General features: G+C 58.2%; 34 protein-coding genes. 20 read left to right on the top strand and 14 right to left on the bottom strand.

Translation table 11 applies throughout. From position 1 onward, the window contains the following. Window positions 1-272: 272 nt before the first annotated feature. The 5 genes from NTD89_RS25525 (at window position 273) to pcp (ending at window position 3,660) form a co-directional block, all read left to right on the top strand. Window positions 273-710, top strand: coding sequence for an ROK family protein (locus NTD89_RS25525; RefSeq protein WP_262210360.1), 438 nt, complete (start codon window positions 273-275; stop codon window positions 708-710). After that, entirely contained in the window at window positions 677-1,102 is a 426-nt protein-coding gene (locus NTD89_RS25520) for a GNAT family N-acetyltransferase (RefSeq protein WP_262210359.1), read from the top strand. The genes NTD89_RS25525 and NTD89_RS25520 overlap by 34 nt, the downstream gene beginning before the upstream one ends. Before the next feature lie 241 nt (window positions 1,103-1,343). Then, on the top strand, window positions 1,344-2,060 hold the full coding sequence (locus tag NTD89_RS25515; protein WP_242195166.1) for a DUF969 domain-containing protein: 717 nt from the start codon (window positions 1,344-1,346) through the stop codon (window positions 2,058-2,060). Then, window positions 2,057-3,007: a DUF979 domain-containing protein gene (locus NTD89_RS25510; RefSeq protein ID WP_262210357.1), complete on the top strand. Its 951-nt coding sequence runs from the start codon at window positions 2,057-2,059 to the stop codon at window positions 3,005-3,007. Before NTD89_RS25515 ends, NTD89_RS25510 begins: the two co-directional genes overlap by 4 nt. Before the next feature lie 8 nt (window positions 3,008-3,015). Next, entirely contained in the window at window positions 3,016-3,660 is a 645-nt protein-coding gene (gene pcp, locus NTD89_RS25505) for a pyroglutamyl-peptidase I (protein ID WP_262210356.1), read from the top strand. A gap of 15 nt (window positions 3,661-3,675) precedes the next feature. Here pcp and NTD89_RS25500 read toward each other — a convergent pair whose 3' ends face one another. From NTD89_RS25500 to NTD89_RS25480, 5 genes are all read right to left on the bottom strand, one after another. Then, window positions 3,676-3,921, bottom strand: coding sequence for a hypothetical protein (locus NTD89_RS25500; RefSeq protein WP_145165831.1), 246 nt, complete (start codon window positions 3,919-3,921; stop codon window positions 3,676-3,678). 203 nt (window positions 3,922-4,124) lie between these two features. Continuing rightward, complete coding sequence (locus NTD89_RS25495) at window positions 4,125-5,525, bottom strand: heavy metal sensor histidine kinase (RefSeq protein WP_262210355.1); 1,401 nt, start codon at window positions 5,523-5,525, stop codon at window positions 4,125-4,127. Beyond that, the gene (locus tag NTD89_RS25490; protein WP_145165833.1) at window positions 5,522-6,193 is read right to left on the bottom strand and encodes a heavy metal response regulator transcription factor; all 672 of its coding nucleotides are present in this window, start codon (window positions 6,191-6,193) and stop codon (window positions 5,522-5,524) included. The genes NTD89_RS25495 and NTD89_RS25490 overlap by 4 nt, the downstream gene beginning before the upstream one ends. Before the next feature lie 42 nt (window positions 6,194-6,235). Next, window positions 6,236-6,496, bottom strand: coding sequence for a DUF2790 domain-containing protein (locus tag NTD89_RS25485; protein ID WP_262210353.1), 261 nt, complete (start codon window positions 6,494-6,496; stop codon window positions 6,236-6,238). Window positions 6,497-6,607: 111 nt separating this feature from the next. Then, window positions 6,608-7,378, bottom strand: coding sequence for an alpha/beta fold hydrolase (locus NTD89_RS25480; RefSeq protein ID WP_262210352.1), 771 nt, complete (start codon window positions 7,376-7,378; stop codon window positions 6,608-6,610). A gap of 215 nt (window positions 7,379-7,593) precedes the next feature. Between NTD89_RS25480 and NTD89_RS25475 the strand changes: the two genes are divergently transcribed. After that, a complete protein-coding gene (locus NTD89_RS25475; RefSeq protein WP_262210350.1) occupies window positions 7,594-8,271 on the top strand; it encodes an HAD family hydrolase in 678 nt (225 codons plus the stop codon). 37 nt (window positions 8,272-8,308) lie between these two features. Here NTD89_RS25475 and NTD89_RS25470 read toward each other — a convergent pair whose 3' ends face one another. From NTD89_RS25470 to csrA, 3 genes are all read right to left on the bottom strand, one after another. Then, complete coding sequence (locus NTD89_RS25470) at window positions 8,309-8,605, bottom strand: hypothetical protein (RefSeq protein ID WP_242195145.1); 297 nt, start codon at window positions 8,603-8,605, stop codon at window positions 8,309-8,311. Between the two features lie 94 nt (window positions 8,606-8,699). Continuing rightward, window positions 8,700-8,963, bottom strand: coding sequence for a hypothetical protein (locus NTD89_RS25465; RefSeq protein WP_262210347.1), 264 nt, complete (start codon window positions 8,961-8,963; stop codon window positions 8,700-8,702). A gap of 209 nt (window positions 8,964-9,172) precedes the next feature. Further along, window positions 9,173-9,367 (bottom strand): carbon storage regulator CsrA, encoded by a 195-nt coding sequence (gene csrA / locus NTD89_RS25460; RefSeq protein ID WP_003192511.1) that lies wholly within the window; start codon window positions 9,365-9,367, stop codon window positions 9,173-9,175. A 262-nt stretch (window positions 9,368-9,629) separates the two neighbouring features. On the opposite strand from csrA, the gene NTD89_RS25455 reads away from it, so the two are divergent. Continuing rightward, on the top strand, window positions 9,630-9,995 hold the full coding sequence (locus tag NTD89_RS25455) for an SPOR domain-containing protein (RefSeq protein ID WP_262210394.1): 366 nt from the start codon (window positions 9,630-9,632) through the stop codon (window positions 9,993-9,995). A gap of 31 nt (window positions 9,996-10,026) precedes the next feature. Here the strand turns inward: NTD89_RS25455 and NTD89_RS25450 are convergent, their stop codons facing one another. The 3 genes from NTD89_RS25450 to NTD89_RS25440 form a co-directional block, all read right to left on the bottom strand. Beyond that, entirely contained in the window at window positions 10,027-10,716 is a 690-nt protein-coding gene (locus tag NTD89_RS25450) for an endonuclease (RefSeq protein WP_242195142.1), read from the bottom strand. A gap of 4 nt (window positions 10,717-10,720) precedes the next feature. Then, a complete protein-coding gene (locus NTD89_RS25445; RefSeq protein WP_106580525.1) occupies window positions 10,721-10,972 on the bottom strand; it encodes a DUF1654 domain-containing protein in 252 nt (83 codons plus the stop codon). Between the two features lie 155 nt (window positions 10,973-11,127). Then, entirely contained in the window at window positions 11,128-12,216 is a 1,089-nt protein-coding gene (locus NTD89_RS25440) for an asparaginase (RefSeq protein ID WP_262210344.1), read from the bottom strand. Window positions 12,217-12,712: 496 nt separating this feature from the next. On the opposite strand from NTD89_RS25440, the gene NTD89_RS25435 reads away from it, so the two are divergent. Genes NTD89_RS25435 through NTD89_RS25405 form a run of 7 tightly spaced genes read left to right on the top strand, consistent with a single transcriptional unit; the run spans window position 12,713 to window position 19,680 of the window. Next, on the top strand, window positions 12,713-13,672 hold the full coding sequence (locus NTD89_RS25435; RefSeq protein ID WP_145165840.1) for a sugar ABC transporter substrate-binding protein: 960 nt from the start codon (window positions 12,713-12,715) through the stop codon (window positions 13,670-13,672). Between the two features lie 57 nt (window positions 13,673-13,729). Then, window positions 13,730-15,283 carry a sugar ABC transporter ATP-binding protein gene (locus tag NTD89_RS25430; RefSeq protein WP_145165841.1) on the top strand — a complete coding sequence of 518 codons (1,554 nt, stop codon included), beginning with the start codon at window positions 13,730-13,732 and terminating at the stop codon, window positions 15,281-15,283. Beyond that, window positions 15,280-16,257, top strand: a complete 978-nt coding sequence (locus NTD89_RS25425) for an ABC transporter permease (RefSeq protein ID WP_145165842.1) — start codon at window positions 15,280-15,282, stop codon at window positions 16,255-16,257. Before NTD89_RS25430 ends, NTD89_RS25425 begins: the two co-directional genes overlap by 4 nt. A gap of 3 nt (window positions 16,258-16,260) precedes the next feature. Further along, complete coding sequence (locus NTD89_RS25420) at window positions 16,261-17,283, top strand: LacI family DNA-binding transcriptional regulator (RefSeq protein ID WP_145165843.1); 1,023 nt, start codon at window positions 16,261-16,263, stop codon at window positions 17,281-17,283. A 23-nt stretch (window positions 17,284-17,306) separates the two neighbouring features. Next, entirely contained in the window at window positions 17,307-18,224 is a 918-nt protein-coding gene (rbsK, locus tag NTD89_RS25415; protein WP_262210342.1) for a ribokinase, read from the top strand. Next, a complete protein-coding gene (gene rbsD / locus NTD89_RS25410) occupies window positions 18,221-18,625 on the top strand; it encodes a D-ribose pyranase (RefSeq protein WP_145165845.1) in 405 nt (134 codons plus the stop codon). The genes rbsK and rbsD overlap by 4 nt, the downstream gene beginning before the upstream one ends. 26 nt (window positions 18,626-18,651) lie before the next feature. Continuing rightward, window positions 18,652-19,680 carry a nucleoside hydrolase gene (locus tag NTD89_RS25405; protein WP_262210340.1) on the top strand — a complete coding sequence of 343 codons (1,029 nt, stop codon included), beginning with the start codon at window positions 18,652-18,654 and terminating at the stop codon, window positions 19,678-19,680. 33 nt (window positions 19,681-19,713) lie between these two features. On the opposite strand, the gene NTD89_RS25400 is transcribed toward NTD89_RS25405, so the two are convergent. Continuing rightward, entirely contained in the window at window positions 19,714-19,926 is a 213-nt protein-coding gene (locus tag NTD89_RS25400; protein ID WP_032886978.1) for a hypothetical protein, read from the bottom strand. Between the two features lie 157 nt (window positions 19,927-20,083). Here NTD89_RS25400 and NTD89_RS25395 point away from each other — a divergent pair, with 157 nt between their 5' ends. Together NTD89_RS25395 and NTD89_RS25390 are read left to right on the top strand one after the other, a co-directional pair. Beyond that, on the top strand, window positions 20,084-20,389 hold the full coding sequence (locus NTD89_RS25395; RefSeq protein WP_262210338.1) for a hypothetical protein: 306 nt from the start codon (window positions 20,084-20,086) through the stop codon (window positions 20,387-20,389). 143 nt (window positions 20,390-20,532) lie between these two features. After that, entirely contained in the window at window positions 20,533-20,853 is a 321-nt protein-coding gene (locus NTD89_RS25390; RefSeq protein WP_262210337.1) for an I78 family peptidase inhibitor, read from the top strand. A gap of 74 nt (window positions 20,854-20,927) precedes the next feature. Here NTD89_RS25390 and NTD89_RS25385 read toward each other — a convergent pair whose 3' ends face one another. Beyond that, window positions 20,928-21,140, bottom strand: coding sequence for a cold-shock protein (locus NTD89_RS25385; RefSeq protein WP_003234260.1), 213 nt, complete (start codon window positions 21,138-21,140; stop codon window positions 20,928-20,930). Between the two features lie 292 nt (window positions 21,141-21,432). Further along, the gene (locus NTD89_RS25380) at window positions 21,433-21,744 is read right to left on the bottom strand and encodes a hypothetical protein (protein WP_106580537.1); all 312 of its coding nucleotides are present in this window, start codon (window positions 21,742-21,744) and stop codon (window positions 21,433-21,435) included. 368 nt (window positions 21,745-22,112) lie between these two features. Here NTD89_RS25380 and thrS point away from each other — a divergent pair, with 368 nt between their 5' ends. From thrS to rplT, 4 genes are read left to right on the top strand one after another with little or no spacing between them, the layout of a single operon-like run. Further along, window positions 22,113-24,035, top strand: a complete 1,923-nt coding sequence (thrS, locus tag NTD89_RS25375; RefSeq protein WP_119742672.1) for a threonine--tRNA ligase — start codon at window positions 22,113-22,115, stop codon at window positions 24,033-24,035. Continuing rightward, the gene (gene infC / locus NTD89_RS25370) at window positions 24,035-24,586 is read left to right on the top strand and encodes a translation initiation factor IF-3 (protein WP_015884933.1); all 552 of its coding nucleotides are present in this window, start codon (window positions 24,035-24,037) and stop codon (window positions 24,584-24,586) included. The genes thrS and infC overlap by 1 nt, the downstream gene beginning before the upstream one ends. Before the next feature lie 60 nt (window positions 24,587-24,646). Next, window positions 24,647-24,841, top strand: coding sequence for a 50S ribosomal protein L35 (gene rpmI / locus NTD89_RS25365; RefSeq protein WP_002553160.1), 195 nt, complete (start codon window positions 24,647-24,649; stop codon window positions 24,839-24,841). A gap of 30 nt (window positions 24,842-24,871) precedes the next feature. Beyond that, complete coding sequence (gene rplT, locus NTD89_RS25360; protein ID WP_053257052.1) at window positions 24,872-25,228, top strand: 50S ribosomal protein L20; 357 nt, start codon at window positions 24,872-24,874, stop codon at window positions 25,226-25,228. The last annotated feature ends 14 nt before the right edge of the window (window positions 25,229-25,242 follow it).

Below are 25,242 nucleotides of genomic sequence, written 5' to 3'. Positions count from 1 at the left end.
GAAAAAGGTCACGGCGACCACCAGGGCGATCAAACGGGTTTGCACGCTTGAAACAGGTGTAACGGATGAAGTCACCGGTGTTGGCCTTTTTCAGTGAAGGTCGATCGCACTCGACAATACCGGGTCAGCCCTGGGCCCGCACGCTCGAATTACCGCGTCTGCGTCACCTTCTTCAAATACCGCGGCTGATCCGGATTGCGCCCGCGCGTCACAGCCAGCTGCGCTGCGCTCACATAGAACCCTTGAATCATCGTGAAGGGTTCCAGTAGCGCATGTGCGGTCGGCACGCTGGGCAACAGGCCTTCGCAAGCCGTGCCGCGCCGCGATCAATCACAATTGAACGCCTCTATTGCGTCGCCAGCGAGCTGACGAATTTTGTGCACCTGTTTATCGGCAGCGGTCTCGGTGCCGGTTTGTACCTGTGTAACTACCCGTATTCCGGCCACTGGCACAATGCTGGTGAGATCGGGCACACGACGGTGATTCCGGGTGGCAAGGCGTGTTCCTGCGGTAACCAAGGGTGTTGGAGCACCTGGGGTCGCAGGGCAGGACGCAGTGGCATTGGGGGCGGCAGCCTTGATGATCCTGGCGCAGATCAGCCCGGATTACGAGGCTGGTCAAGCCGCAGTAAGCCTGCATACTGGTCGCCGACTCAATTCATACCAGGGAGCACGCTATGGAAGTGGCAATGGAAGTGTCGTTCGACGTAACGGCGCAGGAGCGTGAGGCCATCCTCAAACCGCTGAGGGCGTACAACCTCAGTCACACGGGCAACATGGCGTTCGAAACCATCGGGATTTTGTTGCGAGACCCCGCTACACAAGAGGTTGTCGGTGGCCTTTATGGAAAAATTTCCTATGGGTGGATGTTCATTGAGCTGTTGAGCATCCCGGATCAGATGCGTACCCAAGGTACCGGCACGCGGTTGATGCGCGCCGCCGAAGAGTTGGCCCGTGAGCGGCAATGTGTCGGGATTTGGCTGGACACCTTCAGCTTCCAGGCGCCGGGGTTTTATCGAAAGCTGGGCTTCAGTGAATTTGGCCATATCGCTGATTACCCGGCGGGTCACCAGCGGCACTTTTTCCAGAAACGCCTCGGCTGAATCTTCGTACGGCGCCGGATCGCCCGGCGCCAATCACCCACAAAATTTATTGGTTTGCAGCAACAATTTTTCTTGTTGGACACCTCCCGCCCCCAGGCAGCAAAGTTGCCGCCACTGACGCTCGACCTATCGGGTCAACAATAAAAACCGCGCCGGGCTGCATGCCACTTTCATGCTGTGAACCCTTTGTTCACATCCTGCTGTAATGGCGCCGCAGCGCGCATTCAAGGACCTCTTCGTCATGCAAACTGTTGTGAACCTATGGCCGTTGATCGGCGTACTTGTCATCGTGGTTGGCTTCGTCTTGCGCTTCAATCCGCTGTTGGTGGTCACCGCCGCCGCCATTGCCACCGGGCTGGCTGCCCATTTCCCGCTGGAAAAAATTCTCGCCAGCATGGGTGATGGTTTCCTTCAGACCCGCGCGCTGCAACTGATCCTGTTATTGCCCCTGGCTGTCATTGGCCTGCTGGAGCGCCATGGCCTGCGCCTGCATGCACAAAACTGGATCGCGCGTTTCGAGCGAGCCACGGTCGGGCGCCTGTTGATCATTTACCTGTTTGTGCGCGAGTCCACCGCCGCCATGGGCCTGACCAGCCTGGGCGGGCATCCGCAAATGGTGCGGCCGCTGCTGGCGCCCATGGCCGAAGGGGCGGCGGAAAAACGCTACGGCAAACTGCCGGATACGTTGCGCCACAAAGTGTTGGCCATGTGTGCGGCAACCGATAACGTCGGGCTGTTTTTCGGTGAGGACATCTTTGTCGCCTTTGGTGCGATCGCGTTGATGCACACCTTCCTGCTGGGTTCGGGGATTGATGTGGAGCCACTGCACATTGCGGTGTGGGGCATTCCGACGGCGATTTGCGCCTTTATCATCCACGCCATTCGCCTGCACCGGTTTGATCGCAGGCTTACGCGCGAGATGACGCCCGCCGCCACGCCGGTGGAGGCTGCACAATGATCATCTCCATTGAGTACCTGTACTGGCTTGCCGGTGTTCTATTGCTGATAACTGCAGGAATGATCCTGCTGGATCGAACCCACCCTAAACGCTGGTCAACCGCGCTGTTCTGGCTCTTGTTTGCTGTGCCGTTCCTGGTGGGGGAGCGCTTGCCGTCGGTGGTCATTGGTGTCGGCGTGGTGGTGATGGCGCTGATCGCAGGCTTGGGTGGCGTCGGCCGCGGCAAGCATGCCGAACTGCATGACAAGGCCTCCCGCGCGAGTGCCGGGCGCCTGGGGCATAAATTGTTTATTCCCGCGCTGGCCATTCCCCTGACCACCGTGATTGGTTCGGTGTTGCTCAAACACACCGAGATCGGCGGCGTGCCGCTGCTGGACCCGAAAAACACCACCTTTGTATCCTTGGGCATCGGCTGTCTGATCGCCCTCGGCCTGGCTTGCTGGCTGACCCGCGATACACCGGTGCAAGCCTTGCGTGAATCCCGGCGCCTGACCGAGGCCCTCGGCTGGGCCATGGTGTTGCCGCAGATGCTTGCAATGCTGGGGCTATTGTTCAATGAAGCCGGAGTGGGCACGGCCGTTGCGCATGTCACCACTACCTACATCAACCTTGATTTCAAGTTGGTGGCGGTGATGGTCTACGTGCTGGGTATGGCGCTGTTCACGGTGATCATGGGTAACGGCTTTGCGGCGTTTCCGGTGATGACCGGCGGTGTCGGCGTACCGGTGCTGGTGGGCGTGTATGGCGGCAATCCGGCGGTGATGGCGGCGATTGGCATGTTCTCCGGCTATTGCGGCACGTTGATGACGCCCATGGCTGCCAACTTCAATATCGTCCCGGCGGCGTTGCTGGAGTTGCCGGACAAGAACGCAGTGATCAAGGCTCAACTGCCGACGGCTTTGATAATGCTGGTGGTCAATATCGTGCTGCTCTACCTGTTGATGTGAGGCCAAAAATGCAAACTGTGTTGCTGACGGGCTTCGAGCCCTTTGACCAGGACCTGATGAACCCGTCCTGGGAGGCATCGCGCCAGTTGGACGGCGTGCGACTGAGCGAAGATGTGCACATTGTGGCGCGTCGACTGCCCTGTGCGTTTGCCACGGCGGGGGCGTGCCTGACGCGGTTGATCGCCGAATTTGACCCGGTGATGGTGATTGCCACAGGCCTCGCCCCCGGCCGTAGCGATTTCTCCATGGAGCGTGTGGCGATCAACGTGAACGACGCACGCATCCCAGACAATCTGGGGGCACAACCGGTCGATACCCCAGTGGTGGTCGGGGGGCCGGCGGCCTACTTCACGACCTTGCCGATCAAAGCGATGGTCAAGGCTGTGCGCGAGGCCGGGATCGCGGCGTCGGTATCACAGACGGCGGGGACCTTTGTGTGTAATCAGGTGTTTTACCTGTTGCAGCATGCCCTGGCCGGCACGGCGATACGCAGTGGCTTTATCCACGTACCCCCCAGCCTGCCGGATCAGGTCTCTGGGGCGGCAAAGCCCTCTATGGCACTGGTGACAATGGTTGAAGGTTTGCGGGTTGCGCTACAGACGGCGTGGGATACGCAGGTGGATATCGTGCAAACCGGTGGGCAGGTCAGTTGACCTGCCAGGCTTGCCTCAACCGGCCAACGCTCGGGTCAGCCCGAAGGTAATGGCGCAGGCCAACCCCGTCATCGCGAACGCAGTGGCCACATACCATTTGATCAGGTTCAGCTCTGTGGTTGCCAGGTCCGCGCGGGTTGCATAGTGTTTTTCATGGGTGGTGGAGTGCCTTTCAATGGCTTCTGCCCTGTTCGAAACGGCGATCAGCTTCTCTTTCATGTCAGCCAGCCCTTTTTCCAGTAAACCCAAGCGTTTTTCCATACCAGAATCTCCGTTATTACCTGCACCGGCTCTACCCTGAGTCAGCGTGTTCGTCCCGCCTGATTGATGCTGTTTGTTCTCCAAAGCGTGACACCTGTTTTGAATGATCTGAGAGAGCGCTCTGGGCAAGAGTAGAGGCAGATGGGAACGGCTGCGACCTACAAAACTTTGCAAAATAACACCAGGGTTCTGGCACGCACTGCTCAGTGTTCCCGCTTTGGAAAAATCAGCTCAAAACATGTCAATGCGCCTTCACTGGTGACGCTGTAGCGGCCGTTATGCAGCTGCATGATGGTCGCGACGATCGATAAACCCAGCCCGTTGGACTGGGCCGAGCGTTCCCGCGATTCGTCCACCCGATAAAACCGTTCGAACAGCCTGGGCAGGTGTTCGGCGGGGATGGTCTCTCCCTGATTGCTGACGCTCAGGCGGATGCCTTCGGCATTTGGCGTGGCTTGAATCACCAGCTCCGAACCGGGGGCGCCGTATTTGATGGCATTGGCACACAAGTTTGCCAGCGCCCGGCGCAGCAGCATCGGTTCAGCCCAGATCACGCCTTCGCCCTGCGCGAGGATGCTGATATTCACATCGTTCGCCAACCCTTCGAAGTAATCAGCCATGCGTTGCACTTCATCCGCCGCACTCAGCTCCTGGCGCTGGCGCAAGGCGCTGGCCGGATCGGTGCGGGCGAGAAACAGCATGTTGTCGAGCATCCGTGCCAGGCGTTCGAGCTCTTCGACATTGGAGGCCAGCAATTGCTGATAGCTTTCGATGCTGCGGCTCTGCTGGAGCGCGACCTGGGTTTCGCCCAGCAGGTTGTTGATCGGCGTGCGCAGTTCGTGGGCCATGTCGGTCGACACCTGGCCCAGTTGCACAAAACCCTTGGCCAACCGCTCGAGCATGGTGTTGAAAGAGTCGATCATCGGCAGAAGTTCTTTCGGCGCACCGTGGCTGTCGAGTCGTTCGGCAAGGTTGCCCACGCCGATGCCTTGGGCGTGTGTGGCCAGACGCCGCAGCGGCAGCAGGCCTCGGTACACCAGCAGGTAACCGACCAGGGCGAGGATAATCGCCGCGATGCTGGCCAGGATAAATACGCTCAGGCGATAGCTGGCAAGCATGGCGGTACGTTCGCTCATCAAGCGTCCCGTGGTGACTTGCAGGCTTCCCAGGTCTCCGGAATCAATGGAGGCGGCGACGGTGGCGAAGGGTACGCCGTTCACTCCAGGTAAGTGGTGCACGTCGGAAAAGCCCAGTTCATGGTCCTTTGGCACGGGCGTTACGTTCGGCATTTCAATGTTGCCCGGGTTGACCAGCAATAACGGCTTCTGCCCCGGCGCCGCGATACTCAGCACCGACTCGCTGTTGCCCAGCATGTTCCGGAACAGCTCCGGCTTGGTCTTGATCAGGTCCAGGGTGTTGCTGTCGTTGAGCAGGTTGCGCAACTGGTCGGCGCGATAGATCAGCGCGGCATCGTCACGCTTGATCAGTTCACGCTCAAGTTCGCGGTACAGCGCCACGCCCAGGGTGGCCAGCAGGGCAAAGGCGAGCAGGGCGAAGATCAGCGCCAGGCGCAGGGTGAGCGAGTAGTGGCGGCGGTTGTTCATGGCTGAGTGTCGAAGCGGTAGCCAATGCCCCGCACGCTGTGGATCAACTTGAGCTGGAACGGATCGTCGATTTTCAGGCGCAGGCGCCTCACGGCGACGTCGACTACATTGGTGTCGCTGTCGAAGTTCATGTCCCAGACCCGCGAGGCGATCATCGAACGTGACAGCACCTGGTCCTGATGGGTCGCGAACAGATGCAACAGGGCGAACTCTTTATTGGTCAGGGTAATGCGCGTGCCGGCGCGGGTGACGCGGCGTTTGAGCACGTCGATCTGCAGGTCGGCGATGTGCAGCTGTTCTTCTTCGCGGCTCGGGCCGCGGCGGGTCAAGGTGCGCAAACGCGCGACCAGCTCGGCGAAGGAGAACGGCTTGATCAAGTAATCATCGGCACCCAGTTCCAGGCCCTTGATGCGGTCGGCAATGTCGTCGCGGGCGGTGAGAAACAGCACCGGCGTGTCGGCCTCCTTGCGCAGGCGGCGCAGCACTTCCCAACCGTCCATTTTCGGCATCATCACATCCAGCACGATCACGTCGAATGACGTTTCCAGCGCCTGGTGCAACCCGTCCACACCGTCACGGGCAAGGCTCACGGAGTAACCCAGTTCCTGCAGCCCATTGAGCAGGTAATTGCCGGCCTTGGGTTCGTCTTCGACTACAAGGATATTCATGGGAAGTGCCCTGGTTCTGTGCGTGGCGCAAGTGTAGCCCGATCAATTGTCACTGGCGCAACCGATGCCCTGTACCTGGTAGTCCAGCACATGTTCGCGGCCCTGGTGGTCGAGGTAATCGAGGCGGGCAGGGACGATGCCGCACTGCCCGTAGGTGTCGGTGCTCGACAGCACTTTGTCGACGTCCAGGTGCACGAAGAAGCCGGTCTTGTCGTGGATCACGTTGGTGGCGGAAGGGGTGTCGGCAGCAAATGCGGAACCGGTGGCAAGCAGCGCGGCGAAGCCCAGGATAAACAGTTTCATGGCAGTAGTTCTCTTAAAGGGTCGGCTGCCGGGATTGGCAGTGAGTTCACAGTAACCAGGCGCCCCAAACAGCCAACCAACAGGATCATGACAAGTTCGTAATCAACGGATTCAAGGCTGGCGACCGGACGCTTCGAGGATCAGGTCGGTGATTTCCTTGGCGTGGGACACCAACGACAAGTGGCTCGAAGGCAGCTCGATGGTGGTGGCGTTCATGCGCTTGGCGAGGAAGCGTTCCAGCTCCGGGTTGATGGTCTGGTCATTGCTCGACACGGCGTACCAGGACGGCTTGGTGTGCCAGGCGGCATTCACGGTGCGACCACTGAACAGCGTCTTGGTAATCGGTTGTTGTACGGCGTACAGCTCCAGTGCCTTGGCGCGGGGCACGTCGGCGGCGAAGTACTTCAGGAAAGCGTCCTGGTTCAGGGTCAGGTAACCGTCGTGCTCTTCAACGCCGGCTCGCACCGGCATGCTCGGGTATTTGGCGGAGAGCGCGACAAAGTCTTCATTGGCGTCCGGTGCGCGGGCTGCCACATACACCAGAGAGCTGACCTTCGGGTTCGCGCCGGCGTCGCTGACCACGGTGCCGGCGTAGGAATGGCCGACCAGGACGGTAGGACCGTCCTGTTGATCGAGTACGCGGTTGGTGGCGGCGACGTCATCGGCCACCGAGGTCAGCGGGTTCTGTACGGCGGTGACATGCAGGCCGGCGGCCTGAAGACGGGTGATCACCTCGGACCAGCTCGAGCCGTCCGCCCAGGAGCCGTGCACCAGGACCACGTTGTTGGCTTTGATCGGTGCGACGGTGCCGGCCATGGCGGTACCGGTGCCCAGCATCAACAAGCTGGCGGCGATCAGGCAGAGTGTGCTTGCAGGTTTCATCGTGCGGCCCTTCATCAGTGTGCGGGTGTGTCACCCGGTGTGGGTGACTGGCGACGCCACTGTATGAAGTGAGGGTGCTGACAAGACTTACAGCTTCATTACAAGCTTGTAATGCAAAGGGGGAGGGCAGTGCTCTGCAACGTTTACAAGTGTTGACGTGATCCGTAGATTGCATCGGGGTCAGCATTTGTCAGCGATAAAAAGGAAACCCCGCAGTGTCTATTCAAGGTCCAGCCGCATTTACCCAACGCTACCGCGCCTTTTTATTCGATATGGATGGGACCTTGCTCAACTCTATCGCCGCCGCCGAACGGGTCTGGGGTATCTGGGCTGAACGCCACGGCCTGGAGGTGGCGGCTTTTCTGAGTACCATTCACGGCGCACGAGCCATTGATACGATCACCCGGCAGGCATTGCCAGGCGTGGACGCTGAAGTTGAAGCGCAGTGGATAACCGAGGCAGAAATCAACGATGTCGAGGGTGTCGTCGCGATTCCAGGCGCTGTCGAGTTTCTGAACAGTTTGCCTGGCGATCAGTGGGCGCTGGTCACGTCTGCCCCCAGGGAGTTGGCGTTGCGCCGCCTGCAAGCGGCGGGCATTGCGCCGCCGGCAGTGCTGGTGACGGCCGAGGATGTCGCCAGCGGCAAACCGGATCCGGCTTGTTATGTGCTGGGTGCGCAGCGTCTGGGCGTACCGGTGCAGGACTGCCTGGTGTTCGAGGATGCGACGGTGGGGATTCGCGCCGCGGAGGCGGCGGGGGCTGACGTGGTAGTCGTGACCTCGACGCACTTGCAGCCCATGGTCACGGTGCATGCGTCGATTCAGGGGTATGAGCGCGTGCGCGTGCATCGTAACGATGACGGGTTGCTGAGTTTATCGATCGTCGTGGCTTGATACACGAAAGCCAAACCCGTTATCGCTCCTGATTTCATCAGTTGCCGGGTCGGTCCGACCTTACGCTGTTTTCCGGTAGGGCCTGCAGTCGGCTGCTGCGAAGGCCCTGTCGGGACATCACCATTTCTCTGAGGATTTCGTTCGCCAACCGGGCTATCGCTTCTGCGCCGCGATAGTGCGCGCGCACGATACCGGTGATTGCAAAGTGGTCGGTTTCAGGGCCGCTGAGAACAGCCGACAATGTGCCGTCAGCGTGCAGTGTGCAGGCGATTGTGTAACTGGGCAGGCGGGCCGCCAGCGCAGTTTCAATTTCGGATTTACTCAGGGTATCCATCTGTTTCAGCCCTTAATACTGACCGTGCAAGCCCAAGCATAGGTCTTGCTGCGACACTGTAAATGCCGGTGATCTGATAGCCCGCAAGGAGGCGTCATCGTGCAGTTTTGTGGTGCGTTCGTTGAGCGGCGCGTTGACACAACTTGCGCAGAATCGCCTTCTGAATAGGCTTGAGGCAGAACGCAAACAGGTAACCGCACAGAAACAGCGCCAGATCAGGCCAAGAGCTACCATGGGAGGCGCTGCTACTTTCAATTTCGTATCTCAGGCCATAAACCAGCGTCACGAAGACCAGCCCTATCAGCAGGACGATCCACCAGGACTTGGAAACGAGGGGCTTGGGGGCGGCGTGCCTCATCGACGTGCTCCTGAATGCACTCGGACGGCAGAATAAGAGTCAGAAGATTCGGCTGTGGATTACGCAACAAGTTCAAGTCGTCAAGACAGTTTCATCTTGGGGCGAAGCGCAAGGCGCAAAACGTGCTGTTCACGCAAGAGACGCGAGCAGGCTTGAAGGGTCTTCGCCAGCCGTTACAGTGAACGAAAGGGCTGGCTACTGAGAGTGCGTCAAGGAGTCTGGTTTTTGTCCGGAGCCGTCAGGCCAGCCTGGATACGCTGGTAAATCTCCTCGCGATGCACGGCAACGTCCTTGGGTGCGTTGATGCCGATTCGTACTTGCTGGCCGCTGACGCCCAGAATGGTGATCGTGATGTCATCACCGATGTTTATGCTTTCACCGACTTTGCGGGTGAGTATAAGCATGGACTTCTCCTTGATTACTTTTAAGGACACATGTTTCAGACAGGGCAGATGTCGGATGTGTGTAGCTTACTGCTAAGCGCTTCCCTGTGACTGCCTCTTTTAGGACGCATAGAGGCGACATTAATTCCCATGGCGGCATCATACAGGTCTGCGATACATCATTCGCATTGTTTAAGCCAACGTTTATGACGGCCAGAATAGACAGTGAATGATAAAGTTGCCTCTTTATCCTCAAAGGAGCAGGGCAGTGCGTAAAGTAGCGATGGCAATTGCGGTGTTGGCATTGGCCGGTTGCGGTGAAGGCAAACCTGTCGAAGCGCCCAAGGCCAAGCCTGCCGTGACTGAAAGCCAGCCAGACACCGGCGCGATTGCCGCTCAGGAATGGGATGTGTGGGTCGGCCCGCCGGACCACAAGCTCCAGGCAATCACTGACTTGACTGCCTGGTTGCTGGAACATGGGTTTAATTTTTATATCGTGAAAACAGAAGGCAAGGACGATGTCCTGTTGGGGCCGTTCGCCAGTAAGGCCGAAGCCGAAGCCAAGCAGGCGCAACTGACCGAAAAACTGGCCCGCGCCAAGAAAAATGACACCGAGTCCCAGGTGATTGAACACAAGGCCGCACAGTAACCAACAGACCGGGCGGGAGCTCCTCCCGCCCTCAACCGCAGGCTTTCAGGTTAACCGGGCCGACAAACTCGTTGCCCCGCCCCATCACGCAGGCCACGGTCTGGTTGCGCTGGCGCTCCCAGGTTTGTACCGGGTAAGTCTTGTTCCAGGCTTCATATAGTTGGCGGTCCTGTTTCGACAGGCGCAAACCATATTGTTTGCTCATGTAAAAGTAGGTCCGGGCAATCATTCCGCGAATAGACGGGCGGGGCATGACCTTTTTTGCCTTGAAGTCCACTTGGGTCAAACATGAGCCGTACTGTCCGGTTTGCACAGGCAGCCAACCAAAACTGAAGTTATTGCGGTCACCATTGACCTCCCCGATGCTCGGCACCAGGTTGTGCAAGTCGGCCTCTGCACGCTTGAACACATCATCGCGGCGCGTACAGTTCTTGCGTCCACCGTTCTGCCAGCATTGACGCTGATGGCCGATCTGCCAGGCTGGAACGATATGCTCCCATTCGATGCGTGCGGCACGGTTGGCATTTTTGCGTGGAATATACCCGCAGGCTTTTAAATTCACCCGGTTGCCGGTGTATTTGCAGCCGCAGTAAAACTCTGTGGATTGTGGCGCATAGAGTTTCCAGGCAACTTTCTTGGCTTCGCTGAAGGTTCGAGGCGCCTGGGCGTTGGCAGTAATGGCAAAAAACAGACAAAACAACGCAGTAAAGCGAACACTCATTGAATCAATCTTCCTTCGGCACAACCCAGAAAATCTGCACACCACCGTCGTCCCGATAAGCGAGGGTGACGTTGTCGTTCTCTGCAATTTCTTCCAGCAAGCGCGCCCATTCATCTTCGGGCTCTTCCGGTAAACGGAAGATCAAGGCTGCCTTGGCTTTCTGGGCATTGGTCGAATTGATGATTTTTTGCACACGAACGGCCAAGCGTGCGTAAGCGTCAGGCGGGGTTGGGGCTGCGGAAGAGGACTTTGCCACGGAGCATTCCTTAGTTTGCTGTATGTGTATACAGTATTTAACTATAAGGAATTTCGCAACTGCTTAAAACTCAGGGCTTGCGCGGGGAGTTGTGGCGGGGAAGTTTCAAGGGAAGATAGAGGCGAGTAAACCCGCCTCCACAGTGTTATCAGAAATCAATATTCCCAGAACATCCGTTGCAGCTCTTTGCTGTCTTGGGTCTTGGTCAGCGCAACCATCGCCAGGATCCGCGCTTTCTGCGGGTTCAGGTCATGGGCAACCACCCAGTCGTACTTGTCGTCAGGCTGTTCGGCGTTACGCAGCACGAAACCGCCGGCGTTCACGTGGGACGAGCGAATGATCTGCACCCCTTGTTTGCGCAGTTCCTGCAGGGCAGGGACGACCTTGGAAGACACCGAACCATTGCCAGTGCCGGCATGGATGATGGCTTTGGCGCCAGCCTGAGCCAGGGCCTTGACGGCGGTGTCGCTCACATTGCCGTAGCCATAAGCGATTTCAACGTCCGGCAGGCTTTTAATGGTTTTGATATCGAATTCAGAATCCAGGGTGTGGCGCTTGGCCGGCAGGCGGAACCAATAGGATTTGCCTTCAACCACCATGCCCAATGGCCCCCATGGGCTCTTGAACGCTTCGGTCTTGATATTGATCATCTTGCTGACGTCACGACCCGACTGGATCTCATCGTTCATGGTGACCAGCACGCCCTTGCCGTGTGCATCCTTGCTGCCGGCGACGGCGACGGCGTTGTACAGGTTGAGCATGCCGTCCGCCGACATGGCGGTGCCCGGACGCATCGAGCCGACCACCACGATTGGCTTGTCGGTTTTTTCCACCAGGTTAAGGAAGTAGGCGGTTTCTTCGAGGGTGTCGGTACCGTGCGTAATCACGATGCCGTCGACGTCCTTGCTGTCGGCCAGTTCGGCAACGCGGCGACCCAGTTGCAGCAGGTTTTCATTGTTGATGCTTTCGGACGCAATTTGCATCACTTGCTCGCCGCGCACATTGGCAATCTGGCTAAGCTCAGGAACACCAGCGATCAATTGCTCGATGCCGACCTTGGCCGCCTGATAAGTGGCGCTGTTGGCAGCGCTGGCGCCAGCGCCGGCAATAGTGCCGCCGGTGGCAAGAATCACCACACTGGACAGTTTGGTCTTGGTTTCAACTTCCTTTGCCTGAGCGGCAACGGGGAACAGCAGCAGGAGGGCGAGTGCGCCCGGAACAAAAGACTTCAGTGCAGATTTCATTATTTTTCTCTCTGGTTTTTGATGAGTGCGGTCGCAGGTTCATCTAGAACACCCGGGCGGTTCTGAACGCCACGAGGTGCCAGGAAAGAGCAGGATTTGTACCAAGCTGATTGTGTTCGTGCTTATAAATTAAGGTATTGATTTAAAACAATAATTACAGATATCTCAGAGAGGATGAAAAAGCACCCGTCCGGCTTTCCGAACGGGGAGGCAGTATCGTGTTCGGTTGTCCGAAGGCCATCAGGGCATATCGACAGGTTGCGTATGACATGAGTGTCACAGGCTGTCGTTTTAGAGAACGGGCGGGCGAGGGCGATGTTTAGTCACATCCACCGAATGGGGCGCAATGGCAGGTAGCAATGGACTTGGATGAAAGGCGTTTTTCACCCGTTGACAAATCTCGACAAGGTTCTCATAGTTTGACTAACGCAAACGTTTGCGAGACGGTCTGCCGTGCAAGCGTTGCTCACAATAATCATAAGATCGGAGTGAACCCATGAAGCTGCCATTCGCTGGACGTCTTCTTGCTGTCGCTGTGCTTGCCGCTGCATCCGCTGCTCTGCCCCTTTCCTCTGCTTTTGCCGATGACGCCGCCGCCAAACCCAAGGTCGGCCTGGTGATGAAGTCCCTCGCCAACGAATTCTTCGTGACCATGCAGGACGGCGCCAAGAAGTATCAAAAAGACCACGCCGGTGATTTCGACATGATCACCAACGGGATCAAGAACGAAACCGATACCAGCGCGCAGATCGATATCGTCAACCAGATGATCCTCGCCAAAGTAAACGCCATCGTGATTGCTCCGGCTGATTCCAAGGCGTTGGTCACCGTATTGAAGAAAGCTTCCGATGCGGGCATCAAGGTCGTCAACATCGACAACCGCCTTGATCCGGATGTACTGAAAAGCAAAAACCTCGATATTCCGTTCGTAGGCCCGGATAACCGTAAAGGCTCCAAGCTGGTCGGTGACTACCTGGCCAAGCAACTGGCCGCGGGTGACAAGGTCGGCATCATCGAAGGTGTCCCGACCACCACCAACGCGCAGCAGCGCACCGCAGGCTACAAGGACGCGATGGACGCTGCCGGCATGAAGATCGTCTCCACTCAGTCGGGCAACTGGGAAATCGACCAGGGTCAGAAAGTCGCCTCCGCCATGTTGAGCGAATACCCGGACCTCAAGGCACTGTTGGCGGGTAACGACAACATGGCCTTGGGCGCTGTCTCTGCCGTGCGCGCTGCGGGCAAAGCCGGCAAAGTGCTGGTCGTAGGCTACGACAACATCGAAGCCATCAAACCAATGCTGCAAGATGGCCGTGTGCTTGCGACCGCTGACCAGGCTGCCGCCCAGCAAGCCGTGTTCGGTATCCAGAACGCGCTCAAGCTGGTCAAGGGTGAGAAAGTCGATGCCAAAGACGGTGTGATCGAAACCCCGGTCGAACTCGTCCTCAAGAAGTAATCCTGGCAGCACCCAACAGCGCCCGCTCGTCCTGAGTGGGCGCCTGGAGATTTTCCTATGTCATCTTCCGCCCCGAACGCTGTCCTCTCGGTCAGCGGTATCGGCAAGACCTATGCCCAACCGGTTCTGTCCGACATCACCCTGACGCTCAATCGTGGGGAAGTGCTGGCGCTGACCGGTGAGAACGGCGCAGGTAAAAGTACACTGTCGAAAATCATCGGCGGGCTGGTCACGCCGACCACCGGGCACATGCAGTTCAATGGTCAGGACTACCGTCCCGGCAGCCGCACCCAGGCTGAAGAGCTGGGCGTGCGCATGGTCATGCAGGAGCTCAACCTGCTGCCCACACTGACGGTGGCCGAAAACCTGTTTCTGGATAACCTGCCCAGCAAATGTGGCTGGATCAGCCGTAAGCAACTGCGCAAAGCCGCGATCGAAGCCATGGCCCAGGTCGGCCTGGATGCGATTGACCCCGACACGCTGGTCGGCACCTTGGGCATTGGCCATCAACAAATGGTCGAAATCGCCCGCAACCTGATCGGCGACTGCCACGTACTGATTCTCGACGAACCCACGGCGATGCTTACCGCGCGCGAAGTCGAAATGCTCTTTGAACAAATCACTCGCCTGCAGGCTCGGGGCGTGGCGATCATTTATATTTCACACCGGCTCGAAGAGCTGGCCCGTGTTGCCCAGCGTATTGCGGTATTGCGCGACGGCAAACTGGTCTGCGTCGAGCCGATGGCCAACTACAACAGTGAGCAACTGGTCACCCTGATGGTCGGGCGCGAGCTGGGTGAACAGATCGACCTGGGCCCGCGCACTATCGGCGGCCCCGCCTTGACCGTGAAAGGGCTGACCCGCTCGGACAAGGTGCGTGATGTGTCCTTTGAAGTACGCGCCGGGGAGATCTATGGCATCTCCGGCCTGATCGGCGCCGGCCGCACCGAGCTGCTGCGCCTGATCTTCGGCGCGGACCTGGCGGACAGCGGCACTGTCGCCTTGGGTTCGCCGGCCCAGGTGGTGAGCATTCGTTCCCCGGTGGATGCGGTGGGCCATGGCATTGCCCTGATCACCGAAGACCGCAAGGGCGAAGGCCTGCTGTTGACCCAGTCGATCAGCGCCAACATTGCTTTGGGCAACATGCCGGAAATTTCCGGCGGCGGCGTGGTGAACAGCCGCGACGAAACCGCCTTGGCCAAGCGCCAGATCGACGCCATGCGCATCCGCAGCTCCAGTCCTGCGCAGTTGGTGTCTGAGCTGTCGGGCGGTAACCAGCAGAAAGTCGTGATCGGCCGTTGGCTGGAGCGCGATTGCGCGGTGATGCTGTTCGATGAGCCGACCCGAGGCATCGACGTCGGCGCCAAGTTCGACATTTATGCCTTGCTCGGCGAATTGACGCGCCAGGGCAAAGCGCTGGTGGTGGTGTCCAGCGACCTGCGTGAGCTGATGCTGATCTGTGACCGCATCGGTGTGCTGTCCGCCGGGCGCCTGATCGAAACCTTCGAGCGCGACAGCTGGACCCAGGACGAATTGCTCGCCGCCGCTTTTGCCGGCTACCAAAAACGTGACGCGCTGCTCAACGACGCAGCGCTTAGGGATACCCCATGAAAACCACAACTTCCCCGGGTAAAACCGGCGGCAACTTTTACGGCCTGGGCACTTACCTGGGTCTGGCTGGCGCCTTGCTGGCGATGATCGCGCTGTTCTCAGTGTTGAGCGATCACTTCCTGTCCTATGACACCTTCAGCACCCTGGCCAACCAGATTCCGGACTTGATGGTGTTGGCGGTGGGCATGACGTTCATCCTGATTATCGGCGGCATCGACCTGTCGGTTGGCTCGGTGCTGGCGTTGGCCGCGTCGGCGGTCAGCGTGGCGATTCTCGGCTGGGGCTGGAGCGTGCTGCCGGCAGCGCTGCTGGGCATGGGCTGTGCGGCAGTGGCAGGCACTATCACCGGCTCGATTACTGTGGCCTGGCGAATCCCCTCGTTTATCGTGTCCCTCGGCGTGCTGGAGATGGCGCGCGGCGTGGCATACCAAATGACCGGCTCGCGCACCGCCTATATTGGTGATTCGTTTGCCTGGCTGTCGAACCCGATTGCCTTCGGAATTTCGCCGTCGTTCATCATTGCCTTGCTGGTGATCATTGCCGCTCAGTTGGTGTTGACGCGCACGGTGTTTGGTCGCTACCTGATCGGTATCGGCACCAACGAAGAGGCCGTGCGCCTGGCCGGGATCAATCCCAAGCCGTACAAAATCCTGGTGTTCAGCCTGATGGGGCTGTTGGCCGGTGTGGCGGCACTGTTCCAGATTTCGCGCCTGGAAGCGGCGGACCCGAATGCCGGCTCCGGCCTGGAGCTGCAGGTGATCGCCGCTGTGGTGATCGGCGGCACCAGCTTGATGGGCGGACGCGGTTCGGTTATCAGCACCTTTTTCGGCGTGTTGATCATTTCGGTACTGGCCGCTGGCCTGGCGCAGATCGGTGCTACGGAGCCCACCAAACGCATCATCACCGGTGCTGTGATCGTGATTGCCGTGGTCCTCGACACTTACCGCAGCCAGCGCGCCAGCCGGCGAGTCTGAACCATGGCGACGATCAAGGATGTGGCAGCGCTTGCGGGTATTTCCTACACCACCGTGTCCCATGTGGTGAACAAGACGCGGCCGGTGAGTGAGCCTGTGCGGATCAAGGTCGAAGCGGCGATCAAGCAGCTCGACTATGTGCCCAGTGCGGTCGCGCGATCGCTCAAGGCCAAGACCACCGCCACCATCGGCCTGTTGGTGCCGAACAGCCTCAACCCGTATTTTGCCGAGTTGGCCCGCGGGATCGAGGATTACTGCGAGCGTAATGGTTATTGCGTGATCCTCTGCAACTCCGACGACAACGCTGAAAAACAGCGCAGCTACTTGCGTGTGTTGCTCGAAAAGCGCATCGACGGCTTGATCGTGACCTCGGTAGGGGGCGACGACAGCGGCCTTGCCGCTGGCTTGAGCGCGGTGCGCACGCCCATGGTGATCGTCGACCGTGCGCTGGATGGCATCGATGTCGATCTGGTGCGCATCGACCACGAGGAGGGCGCCTACCTGGCGACCCGGCACTTGCTTGAACTCGGTCACCGCGACATCGCCTGCATTGGTGGCCCCGGCCACACCCGCGTGGCGCAAATGCGTCTGGCGGGGTATCACCGGGCGCTGCGTGAGGCGGGTGTGCAAGTGGCGGCCAATCGCACTCAAGAGAGCGACTTCACCAGCATCGGCGGGTATGCCGCAGCCGTGCAGTTGCTGTCGGACAATCCGCCGAGCGCGATCTTTGCCAGTAACGATATGATCGGTTTCGGCGTGTTGCGCGCTGCGGCAGAGCGCAATATTCGCGTGCCCGGCGAATTGTCGGTGATTGGTTTCGATGATATTCAAATGGGCCGTTACGTGTACCCGGCGCTGACTACGGTCGGGCAGTCGATCGTGCAACTGGGCGAAACGGCGGCCGAGCTTTTGCTGCGAAGAATTGCAACCCCCCAACTGCCGATCGATCAACGTATCGTGACGCCGAGTATTGTTTTGCGTGAGTCGACGGCGCCGGTCGCCGGTGTGTTCGCCCAATACCGCTGAACCGAATTGATGAGTACTGATGTATGCCAGCAAAAGTAGTGGTAATAGGCAGCTTGAACATGGACCTGGTCACCCGCGCCAGTCGGTTGCCGCGTGCCGGTGAAACCCTGATCGGCCAAACGTTCTCTACCGTCCCCGGCGGCAAGGGCGCCAACCAGGCAGTGGCTGCTGCGCGTCTGGGCGCTGATGTGGCGATGGTCGGCTGTGTCGGCACTGATGCCTACGGCGCCCAATTGCGTGATGCGCTGGTGGTGGAGGGCATTGATTGTCAGGCCGTGAGCACGGTAGACGGCTCCAGCGGCGTGGCGTTGATTGTGGTGGATGACAGCAGCCAGAACGCAATTGTGATCGTGGCCGGCGGCAACGGTGCGCTGACGCCAGCCTCGTTGCAACGGGCTGACGCAGTGTTGCAGGCCGCCGACGTCATCGTCTGCCAGCTGGAATCGCCGATGGACACGGTAGGCCAGGCCCTCAAGCGCGGACGTGACCTGGGCAAGACGGTGATACTCAATCCGGCACCCGCCAGCGGCCCTTTGCCGGCCGAATGGTATGCCTCGATTGACTACCTGATTCCCAATGAAAGTGAAGCCGCCGCCTTGAGCGGCGTGACGGTCGACTCTCTCGACAGTGCCAAGGTCGCTGCGACGCAGTTGATCAAGGCAGGCGCGGGCAAGGTCATCATCACCCTCGGTGCCCAGGGCGCATTGTTTGCCGATGGCCAAGGCTTTGAGCATCTGGTGGCGCCCAAGGTCAAGGCGGTGGACACCACGGCGGCGGGCGACACCTTTGTCGGCGGGTTTGCCGCCGCGCTCGCCAATGGCAAGAGCGAAGCCGAGGCCATCCGCTTTGGTCAGGTGGCCGCAGCGCTGTCTGTGACTCGCGCCGGTGCGCAACCCTCTATTCCCACGCTGCACGACGTTCAAGGTTTTGTGCCCTCATGAAAAAGACACCGCTGCTCAATATTGCCCTGTCGCGTGTCATTGCGTCTCTCGGTCACGGTGACGTCCTGGTGATCGGCGATGCCGGCTTGCCCGTGCCGCCGGGTGTCGAGCTGATCGACCTGGCGCTGACCCAAGGTATTCCTGACTTCATCAGTACCTTGCGCATTGTGCTCAGCGAGATGCAGGTGGAAAGCCACGTGCTGGCCGAAGAAATCCTGCTCAAGCAACCGCCTGCACTCACTGCGCTCAACACCCTGACCGAGCAGGCAGCCCTGGGCGAGCGACGCCTGGTCAGTCACGAAGAATTCAAGCAACTGAGCCGCAAGGCTCGCGCCGTCGTGCGCACCGGCGAGTGCCAGCCTTATTGCAATATCGCGCTGGTGTCCGGCGTAACTTTCTAGAGATTTCCTACGACAAGGAGTGTTTCATGCAACGTGGTCTTCCATCCCTGAAAAAACTGTTTCGGAGTGTCCTGCTTTTGTCCGCGCTCACAGCAGCCAGCGCCCACGCGGCGGAAAAAATCGACCTGATCATCGACACCGACCCGGGTGCTGACGATGTAGTGGCCTTGCTGTTTGCAATGGCCTCTCCACAGGAATTGAATATTCGTGCGCTGACCACCGTCGCCGGTAACGTGCGCCTCGACAAAACCTCCCGCAATGCGCGCCTGGCCCGCGAATGGGCAGGGCGCGAGGATATTCCGGTGTACGCAGGGGCGCCAAAACCGATGCTGCGCACGCCGATCTACGCCGAGAATATTCACGGTAAAGAGGGTATTTCGGGCGTTACCGTGCACGAGCCGAAAAAAGGCCTGGCCGAAGGCAATGCCGTTGATTACCTGATCAAAACCCTGAGCACCGCCAAGCCCCACAGCATCACTATCGCCATGCTCGGCCCACAGACCAACCTGGCGCTGGCGTTGACCCAGGCTCCGGAAATCACCCAAGGCATCAAGGAAGTGGTGGTGATGGGCGGTGCGCACTTCAACGGCGGCAATATCACGCCGGTGGCCGAATTCAACTTGTTTGCCGACCCTATTGCGGCTGAGGTCGTGCTCAAAAGCGGCGTCAAGTTGACTTACCTGCCACTGGACGTCACCCACAAGGTGTTGACCAGTGAGGCGCGCCTCAAGCAAATCGCCGATATCAACAACAACGCGAGCAAAGTAGTCGGCGATATTCTGAATGAATACGTCAAAGGCGATATGGAGCACTACGGCATTCCAGGCGGCCCGGTTCACGATGCCACCGTTATTGCCTACCTGCTCAAACCTGAGTTGTTCAGCGGCCGTGAAGTTAATGTGGTGGTGGACAGCCGTGAAGGCCCGACCTTCGGCCAGACCATCGTCGATTGGTACGATGGCCTGAAGCAGCCGAAGAATGCCTTCTGGGTTGAGAACGGCGATGCTCAGGGCTTCTTCGATCTGCTGACCGAGCGTCTGGCGCGTCTGAAGTAATGTGTGTGCCGGTCGGCGTTCGTCGGCCGGTTCTTATTCGCGCTCGGGGTTGTGTGCGCCCATGTGATCGGCCGGGTATTTTTCGAATACCTGGCCGATGAAGGCCTGTGCAGCCTGAGTGCCGAGTTCCTTGACCAGCAGGTCGATTCCGATGATTGCCAACTCCTCCGGGCTTCCGGGGCTGTAGGAACTTTGTCCTTGGGGCCACTTGGCTTTGATGTCGGCTTGGAGGGTAACAGTGGTCATGGGTGTCTCGCGGAGTTGGAAGTACTGGGCAGTGCGCTGAAACGCGGCTTTTACCGGCGCAGTTAACCATTTTTGGGTGGCGTTTGGCACTGCTACTTAGGCATGAGGCATGTGCTGTGCGACACTGTGGCCCTGTTTAATTGCCGGGGAACGCCAGGTGCAGATCGATTTGAACAACCCCGAGAACCTGACACTGGAAGCTGTTCGTCAGATGCTGGCCAGCGCCAGCGATGACCAGCATACCCAACTGCGGGTAACCAAGGCCGGGATTGCCTACATTTCGTCAGGCGTGGTGGGCGGCACTGATATCGCCGGCTTGCTGTTTCGCCTTGAGACCTGGGCCAAAGGCTCCGGTTATGTCGGTAACGTAGCGGCCAGTGATGAAGTCTGGGTCATGCAGATATTCAACGCGCTCAAGCAGAACTGGCCGAAGCCGCCGTTCGACTACATCGACATCTACTGAATACATTCATATCTGGTGACGATTGACCGAGCGAATGCTCGGCCTGAGTCAGGCAGACTTGCCTGCGGGCGATTCACGTCTTGAAACCAATCCCCCAGATCGCTGTCGCACGATCTCTGTCCATTTTTATCATAGGAGGCTTCATGCCTTGGAAGCTCGCATCATTCGGTACTTTGTTGGCAGCATTCGCGTTGGCGGGTTGCAGCACCCCGGGTACCTCTGAGCCAGCCAAAGACGCCGCCGTGGCCGATGCCGGTCATAGCCGCTGTGAGGCGAAGGCCGCCGAGTTCGCGATCGGCCAGAAAGCCTCGCCCCAGTTGCTGGAGCAGGCGCGTACACGTGCCGGTGCGCAGAACGCACGTATCCTCAAGCCTAATGACATGATCGCCCTGGAATACCGCTCCGACCGCCTGAACCTGAACACCGATGACAATCTGGTGATCACGCGAGTCAACTGCGGCTAAGAACCTCGGCACTTTTGTAGCGCCCATAAAAAACCCCGTCACATGGACGGGGTTTTTTTTAGCTCAGCGGAGAATTACTCGCCGCGAACCTGTGCAGCTTGCATACCCTTTTGGCCTTTCTCAGCCACGAAGGAAACGGTTTGGCCTTCTTTCAGGCTTTTGAAACCGTCGCTTTCGATAGCTTTGAAGTGTACGAACAGGTCGTCACCGCCACCTTGAGGAGTGATGAAGCCGAAGCCTTTTTCATCGTTGAACCATTTAACGGTGCCGGTTTGGCGATTAGACATGGTGTATCTCCAAGAAACATATATTTTCAGTAGTGCTGTGCTGCTCAGGCCAACTGGGCACACTTGGCTATCATAGTCGAAATGTTCGACTTGGGAGCCCCCCCAAGGCATTGTTTGCTAATCAATAGCGTTGCATTTGCTGCCTGGGCTGGCTGAAAGCCCCGATTTACGGGGCTTTGGTGCGAAATATCAGCTGTTAAAAAAAGCCGTAAAAGCTGCGTAATTTGTGCGAAATGGCAGTTTTCGGGCTGTTTTTTCAGCGCGACGGCCGTCTGATCAGTGGTCGTTCTGATTATTTCTTCACGACTTTGCAGGACGAAATAGCCGCGACAGCTTTGTTCTTAAGCGCCGGATCTGCGTTCTGGTTGGTCATGAGCTCCTTGATCTCTGCGGTGCTCAATTCGGCGTTGATCTTGTCAGCGCCACATTCGCAATGGTCTTTGGCAGTTTTGGCGTCCACGCTTTGCTGGGCTGCCGAGCTGCAATCTTTGATGAAGTTGTCGCGAGCGCCGGTTGGCCAGTTCGATGGGGCGGCTGCCTGGGCGCCGAGCGACAGGAAGGCCAGGGAAGCAGCGAGAGCGAGGGTCGAGGTGAAACGCATCATGTGGATGCTCCTTTGGGTCGAGGACGAACAGCGATTCTCGGTGTGTTTGAGGCATGGCGTACAGCTCAAGTTCACTTTTGCACCTATAAAGCCTCGAATTTGTCTTTCAGAAAGGCGGCGCCAGCACGATGACCGTTCATCTGTGCTAGCATCCTCGGCCTGGCTATTTCCAGGCGTGCCAAGTTGCCGCCTTGCCATGTTCTTTTTAGCTCACTCCAGTCACTCTGGTTCGATTATCGGTTGGCCGAAAGGCTCCTGCCGCTGTAAGGCAGGCGTTCATCATTGAACGGCCTGGTGTTGGATCTTGTACTGGCTCATCCCAACCCACGTGACCTTTGGTAGGGGTCACCACTAGGAGAGGAGGCGCCATGCCAACTATTACTCTTCCCGACGGCAGTCAACGTTCATTCGATCATTCGGTATCCGTAGCCGAGGTCGCCGCTTCCATTGGTGCAGGCCTGGCCAAGGCCACCGTAGCCGGCAAGGTCGACGGCAAGCTGGTAGACGCCAGCGACCTGATCACCAGCGACGCCAGCCTGCAAATCATCACGCCCAAGGATCAAGAGGGGCTGGAGATCATTCGCCACTCTTGCGCGCACTTGATCGGCCATGCGGTCAAACAGCTGTACCCCACCGCAAAAATGGTGATCGGTCCGGTTATCGATGAAGGCTTCTATTACGATATCGCCTACGAACGTCCTTTCACTCCGGACGACCTGGCCGCTATCGAGGCGCGCATGCACGCGCTGATCGAAAAAGATTACGACGTAATCAAGAAGGTCACGCCGCGCGCCGAGGTGATCGACGTGTTCACCGCGCGTGGCGAAGACTACAAGCTGCGTCTGGTGGAAGACATGCCGGACGAGCAGGCAATGGGCCTGTACTACCACGAAGAATACGTCGACATGTGCCGTGGCCCGCATGTGCCGAATACGCGCTTCCTCAAGTCGTTCAAGCTGACCAAACTGTCCGGCGCCTACTGGCGCGGCGATGCAAAGAACGAGCAACTGCAGCGTATCTACGGCACTGCCTGGGCTGACAAAAAGCAGCTGGCGGCCTACATCCAGCGCATTGAAGAAGCCGAAAAACGAGACCACCGCAAGATCGGCAAGCGCCTGAACCTGTTCCACCTTCAGGAAGAAGCGCCTGGGATGGTGTTCTGGCACCCGAACGGCTGGACCCTGTACCAGGTGCTCGAGCAGTACATGCGCAAGGTTCAGCGCGAAAATGGCTACCTGGAGATCAAGACTCCGCAGGTCGTTGACCGCAGCCTCTGGGAAAAGTCCGGGCACTGGGCCAACTACGCCGACAACATGTTCACCACTCAGTCGGAAAACCGCGACTACGCCATCAAACCGATGAACTGCCCATGCCACGTGCAGGTGTTCAACCAGGGCCTGAAAAGCTACCGCGAGTTGCCGATGCGTCTGGCCGAGTTTGGTGCCTGCCACCGTAACGAGCCATCGGGTGCGCTGCACGGCATCATGCGCGTGCGCGGCTTTACTCAGGACGATGCACACATCTTCTGCACCGAAGAGCAGATGCAGGCTGAATCCGCCGCGTTCATCAAGCTGACCATGGACGTTTATCGCGATTTTGGCTTCACCGAAGTCGAAATGAAGCTGTCCACTCGTCCGGAAAAGCGCGTCGGCTCCGACGAACTGTGGGATCGCGCCGAAGCTGCACTGGCCGCAGCCCTAGACAGCGCGGGCCTTGCGTACGATCTGCAGCCGGGTGAGGGCGCCTTCTACGGTCCGAAAATCGAGTTCTCGCTGAAAGATTGTCTTGGTCGTGTCTGGCAATGTGGTACTTTGCAGCTCGATTTTAACCTGCCGATCCGTTTGGGAGCCGAATACGTCTCCGAAGACAACAGCCGGAAACACCCGGTTATGTTGCACCGAGCGATCCTTGGCTCCTTCGAACGGTTTGTCGGAATCCTGATCGAGCACTACGAGGGTGCATTCCCTGCTTGGCTTGCTCCGACCCAGGCAGTGATCATGAATATCACTGATAAACAGGCAGATTTTGCGGCTGAAGTTGAAAAAACTCTCAACGAAAGCGGATTTCGTGCCAAGTCCGACTTGAGAAATGAAAAGATCGGCTTTAAAATCCGCGAGCATACTTTGCTCAAGGTTCCCTATCTTTTGGTTATCGGAGATCGGGAAGTCGAGATGCAGACTGTCGCTGTGCGTACTCGTGAAGGTGCTGACCTGGGCTCGATGCCCGTCGCCCAGTTCGCTGAGTTCCTCGCGCAAGCGGTTTCCCGGCGTGGTCGCCCAGATTCGGAGTAATTATTATTAAGCGTGAAATGAGACAAGATAAACGAGCTGCACCGAAAGCCCCGATCAACGAGAATATCTCGGCACGCGAGGTTCGGTTAATTGGCGCTGACGGCGAGCAGATTGGCATCGTCTCGATTGATGAAGCGCTTCGTATTGCTGAAGAGTCCAAATTGGACCTGGTGGAAATCTCCGCCGATGCAATCCCACCCGTTTGCCGGGTGATGGACTACGGCAAGTCGATCTTCGAGAAGAAGAAGCAGGTTGCCGCAGCGAAGAAGAACCAGAAGCAGATTCAAGTAAAAGAAATCAAGTTTCGTCCAGGGACGGAGGAAGGGGATTACCAGGTAAAACTGCGCAACCTGGTACGTTTCCTGAGTGATGGGGACAGGGCCAAGGTATCCTTGCGATTCCGCGGCCGTGAGATGGCCCACCAGGAGCTGGGGATGGAACTCCTCAAGCGGGTTGAAGCTGACCTGCTGGAGTACGGTTCCGTCGAGCAGCATCCTAAGATGGAAGGACGCCAGCTGATTATGGTCATCGCCCCGAAAAAGAAGAAGTAATCAACAGGGCACGGCAGGCCTTCTGATTATGTTTATCAACTGAATGCGGAGTATCCGAACATGCCAAAGATGAAGACTAAAAGTGGTGCTGCTAAGCGGTTTCTGAAAACTGCTAACGGTATCAAGCACAAGCACGCTTTCAAGAGCCACATCCTGACCAAAATGTCGACCAAGCGTAAGCGTCAACTGCGCGGTAGCAGCTTGCTGCATCCGTCTGACGTGGCAAAAGTCGAGCGCATGCTGCGCCTTCGTTAATTTTTGGATCAAGACTAGAGGAAGTAACTCATGGCTCGTGTAAAGCGTGGCGTCATTGCCCGTAAACGTCACAAAAAAATTCTGAAACTCGCTAAAGGCTACTACGGCGCACGCTCACGCGTATTCCGTGTTGCCAAGCAAGCGGTAATCAAGGCAGGCCAATACGCCTACCGTGACCGTCGTCAGAAAAAACGTCAGTTCCGCGCTCTGTGGATCGCTCGTATCAATGCTGGTGCTCGTGTTAACGGTCTGTCCTACAGCCGTTTCATCGCTGGCCTGAAAAAAGCGTCCATCGAAATCGACCGTAAGGTTCTGGCTGAACTGGCCGTGAACGATAAAGCGGTGTTTGCTGCGATTGTCGAGAAAGCTAAAGCCACCTTGGCTTAAGTACCCCCGACAGT

It is taken from the genome of Pseudomonas sp. 14P_5.3_Bac1 (genome assembly GCF_025466135.1).
GTDB lineage: Bacteria > Pseudomonadota > Gammaproteobacteria > Pseudomonadales > Pseudomonadaceae > Aquipseudomonas.
Note: the sequence above shows the minus strand (reverse complement) of the source record. Positions and strands in the feature narration are given on the sequence as shown.

Bases quoted from the DNA above. Each gene is read 5' to 3' on its own strand.
- rpmI (WP_002553160.1), top strand. From the start codon at position 24,647: ATGCCAAAGATGAAGACTAAAAGTGGTGCTGCTAAGCGGTTTCTGAAA.
- NTD89_RS25490 (WP_145165833.1), bottom strand. From the start codon at position 6,193: ATGAATATCCTTGTAGTCGAAGACGAACCCAAGGCCGGCAATTACCTG.
- thrS (WP_119742672.1), top strand. From the start codon at position 22,113: ATGCCAACTATTACTCTTCCCGACGGCAGTCAACGTTCATTCGATCAT.
- NTD89_RS25455 (WP_262210394.1), top strand. From the start codon at position 9,630: ATGGCAATTGCGGTGTTGGCATTGGCCGGTTGCGGTGAAGGCAAACCT.
- NTD89_RS25520 (WP_262210359.1), top strand. From the start codon at position 677: ATGGAAGTGGCAATGGAAGTGTCGTTCGACGTAACGGCGCAGGAGCGT.
- NTD89_RS25405 (WP_262210340.1), top strand. From the start codon at position 18,652: ATGCAACGTGGTCTTCCATCCCTGAAAAAACTGTTTCGGAGTGTCCTG.
- NTD89_RS25435 (WP_145165840.1), top strand. From the start codon at position 12,713: ATGAAGCTGCCATTCGCTGGACGTCTTCTTGCTGTCGCTGTGCTTGCC.
- NTD89_RS25480 (WP_262210352.1), bottom strand. From the start codon at position 7,378: ATGAAACCTGCAAGCACACTCTGCCTGATCGCCGCCAGCTTGTTGATG.
- NTD89_RS25390 (WP_262210337.1), top strand. From the start codon at position 20,533: ATGCCTTGGAAGCTCGCATCATTCGGTACTTTGTTGGCAGCATTCGCG.
- rplT (WP_053257052.1), top strand. From the start codon at position 24,872: ATGGCTCGTGTAAAGCGTGGCGTCATTGCCCGTAAACGTCACAAAAAA.
- csrA (WP_003192511.1), bottom strand. From the start codon at position 9,367: ATGCTTATACTCACCCGCAAAGTCGGTGAAAGCATAAACATCGGTGAT.
- NTD89_RS25465 (WP_262210347.1), bottom strand. From the start codon at position 8,963: ATGAGGCACGCCGCCCCCAAGCCCCTCGTTTCCAAGTCCTGGTGGATC.
- NTD89_RS25485 (WP_262210353.1), bottom strand. From the start codon at position 6,496: ATGAAACTGTTTATCCTGGGCTTCGCCGCGCTGCTTGCCACCGGTTCC.
- NTD89_RS25400 (WP_032886978.1), bottom strand. From the start codon at position 19,926: ATGACCACTGTTACCCTCCAAGCCGACATCAAAGCCAAGTGGCCCCAA.
- NTD89_RS25495 (WP_262210355.1), bottom strand. From the start codon at position 5,525: ATGAACAACCGCCGCCACTACTCGCTCACCCTGCGCCTGGCGCTGATC.
- NTD89_RS25385 (WP_003234260.1), bottom strand. From the start codon at position 21,140: ATGTCTAATCGCCAAACCGGCACCGTTAAATGGTTCAACGATGAAAAA.
- NTD89_RS25430 (WP_145165841.1), top strand. From the start codon at position 13,730: ATGTCATCTTCCGCCCCGAACGCTGTCCTCTCGGTCAGCGGTATCGGC.
- NTD89_RS25470 (WP_242195145.1), bottom strand. From the start codon at position 8,605: ATGGATACCCTGAGTAAATCCGAAATTGAAACTGCGCTGGCGGCCCGC.
- NTD89_RS25420 (WP_145165843.1), top strand. From the start codon at position 16,261: ATGGCGACGATCAAGGATGTGGCAGCGCTTGCGGGTATTTCCTACACC.
- NTD89_RS25525 (WP_262210360.1), top strand. From the start codon at position 273: ATGTGCGGTCGGCACGCTGGGCAACAGGCCTTCGCAAGCCGTGCCGCG.
- NTD89_RS25500 (WP_145165831.1), bottom strand. From the start codon at position 3,921: ATGGAAAAACGCTTGGGTTTACTGGAAAAAGGGCTGGCTGACATGAAA.
- NTD89_RS25380 (WP_106580537.1), bottom strand. From the start codon at position 21,744: ATGATGCGTTTCACCTCGACCCTCGCTCTCGCTGCTTCCCTGGCCTTC.
- NTD89_RS25510 (WP_262210357.1), top strand. From the start codon at position 2,057: ATGATCATCTCCATTGAGTACCTGTACTGGCTTGCCGGTGTTCTATTG.
- NTD89_RS25515 (WP_242195166.1), top strand. From the start codon at position 1,344: ATGCAAACTGTTGTGAACCTATGGCCGTTGATCGGCGTACTTGTCATC.
- NTD89_RS25450 (WP_242195142.1), bottom strand. From the start codon at position 10,716: ATGAGTGTTCGCTTTACTGCGTTGTTTTGTCTGTTTTTTGCCATTACT.
- rbsD (WP_145165845.1), top strand. From the start codon at position 18,221: ATGAAAAAGACACCGCTGCTCAATATTGCCCTGTCGCGTGTCATTGCG.
- pcp (WP_262210356.1), top strand. From the start codon at position 3,016: ATGCAAACTGTGTTGCTGACGGGCTTCGAGCCCTTTGACCAGGACCTG.
- NTD89_RS25440 (WP_262210344.1), bottom strand. From the start codon at position 12,216: ATGAAATCTGCACTGAAGTCTTTTGTTCCGGGCGCACTCGCCCTCCTG.
- NTD89_RS25425 (WP_145165842.1), top strand. From the start codon at position 15,280: ATGAAAACCACAACTTCCCCGGGTAAAACCGGCGGCAACTTTTACGGC.
- rbsK (WP_262210342.1), top strand. From the start codon at position 17,307: ATGCCAGCAAAAGTAGTGGTAATAGGCAGCTTGAACATGGACCTGGTC.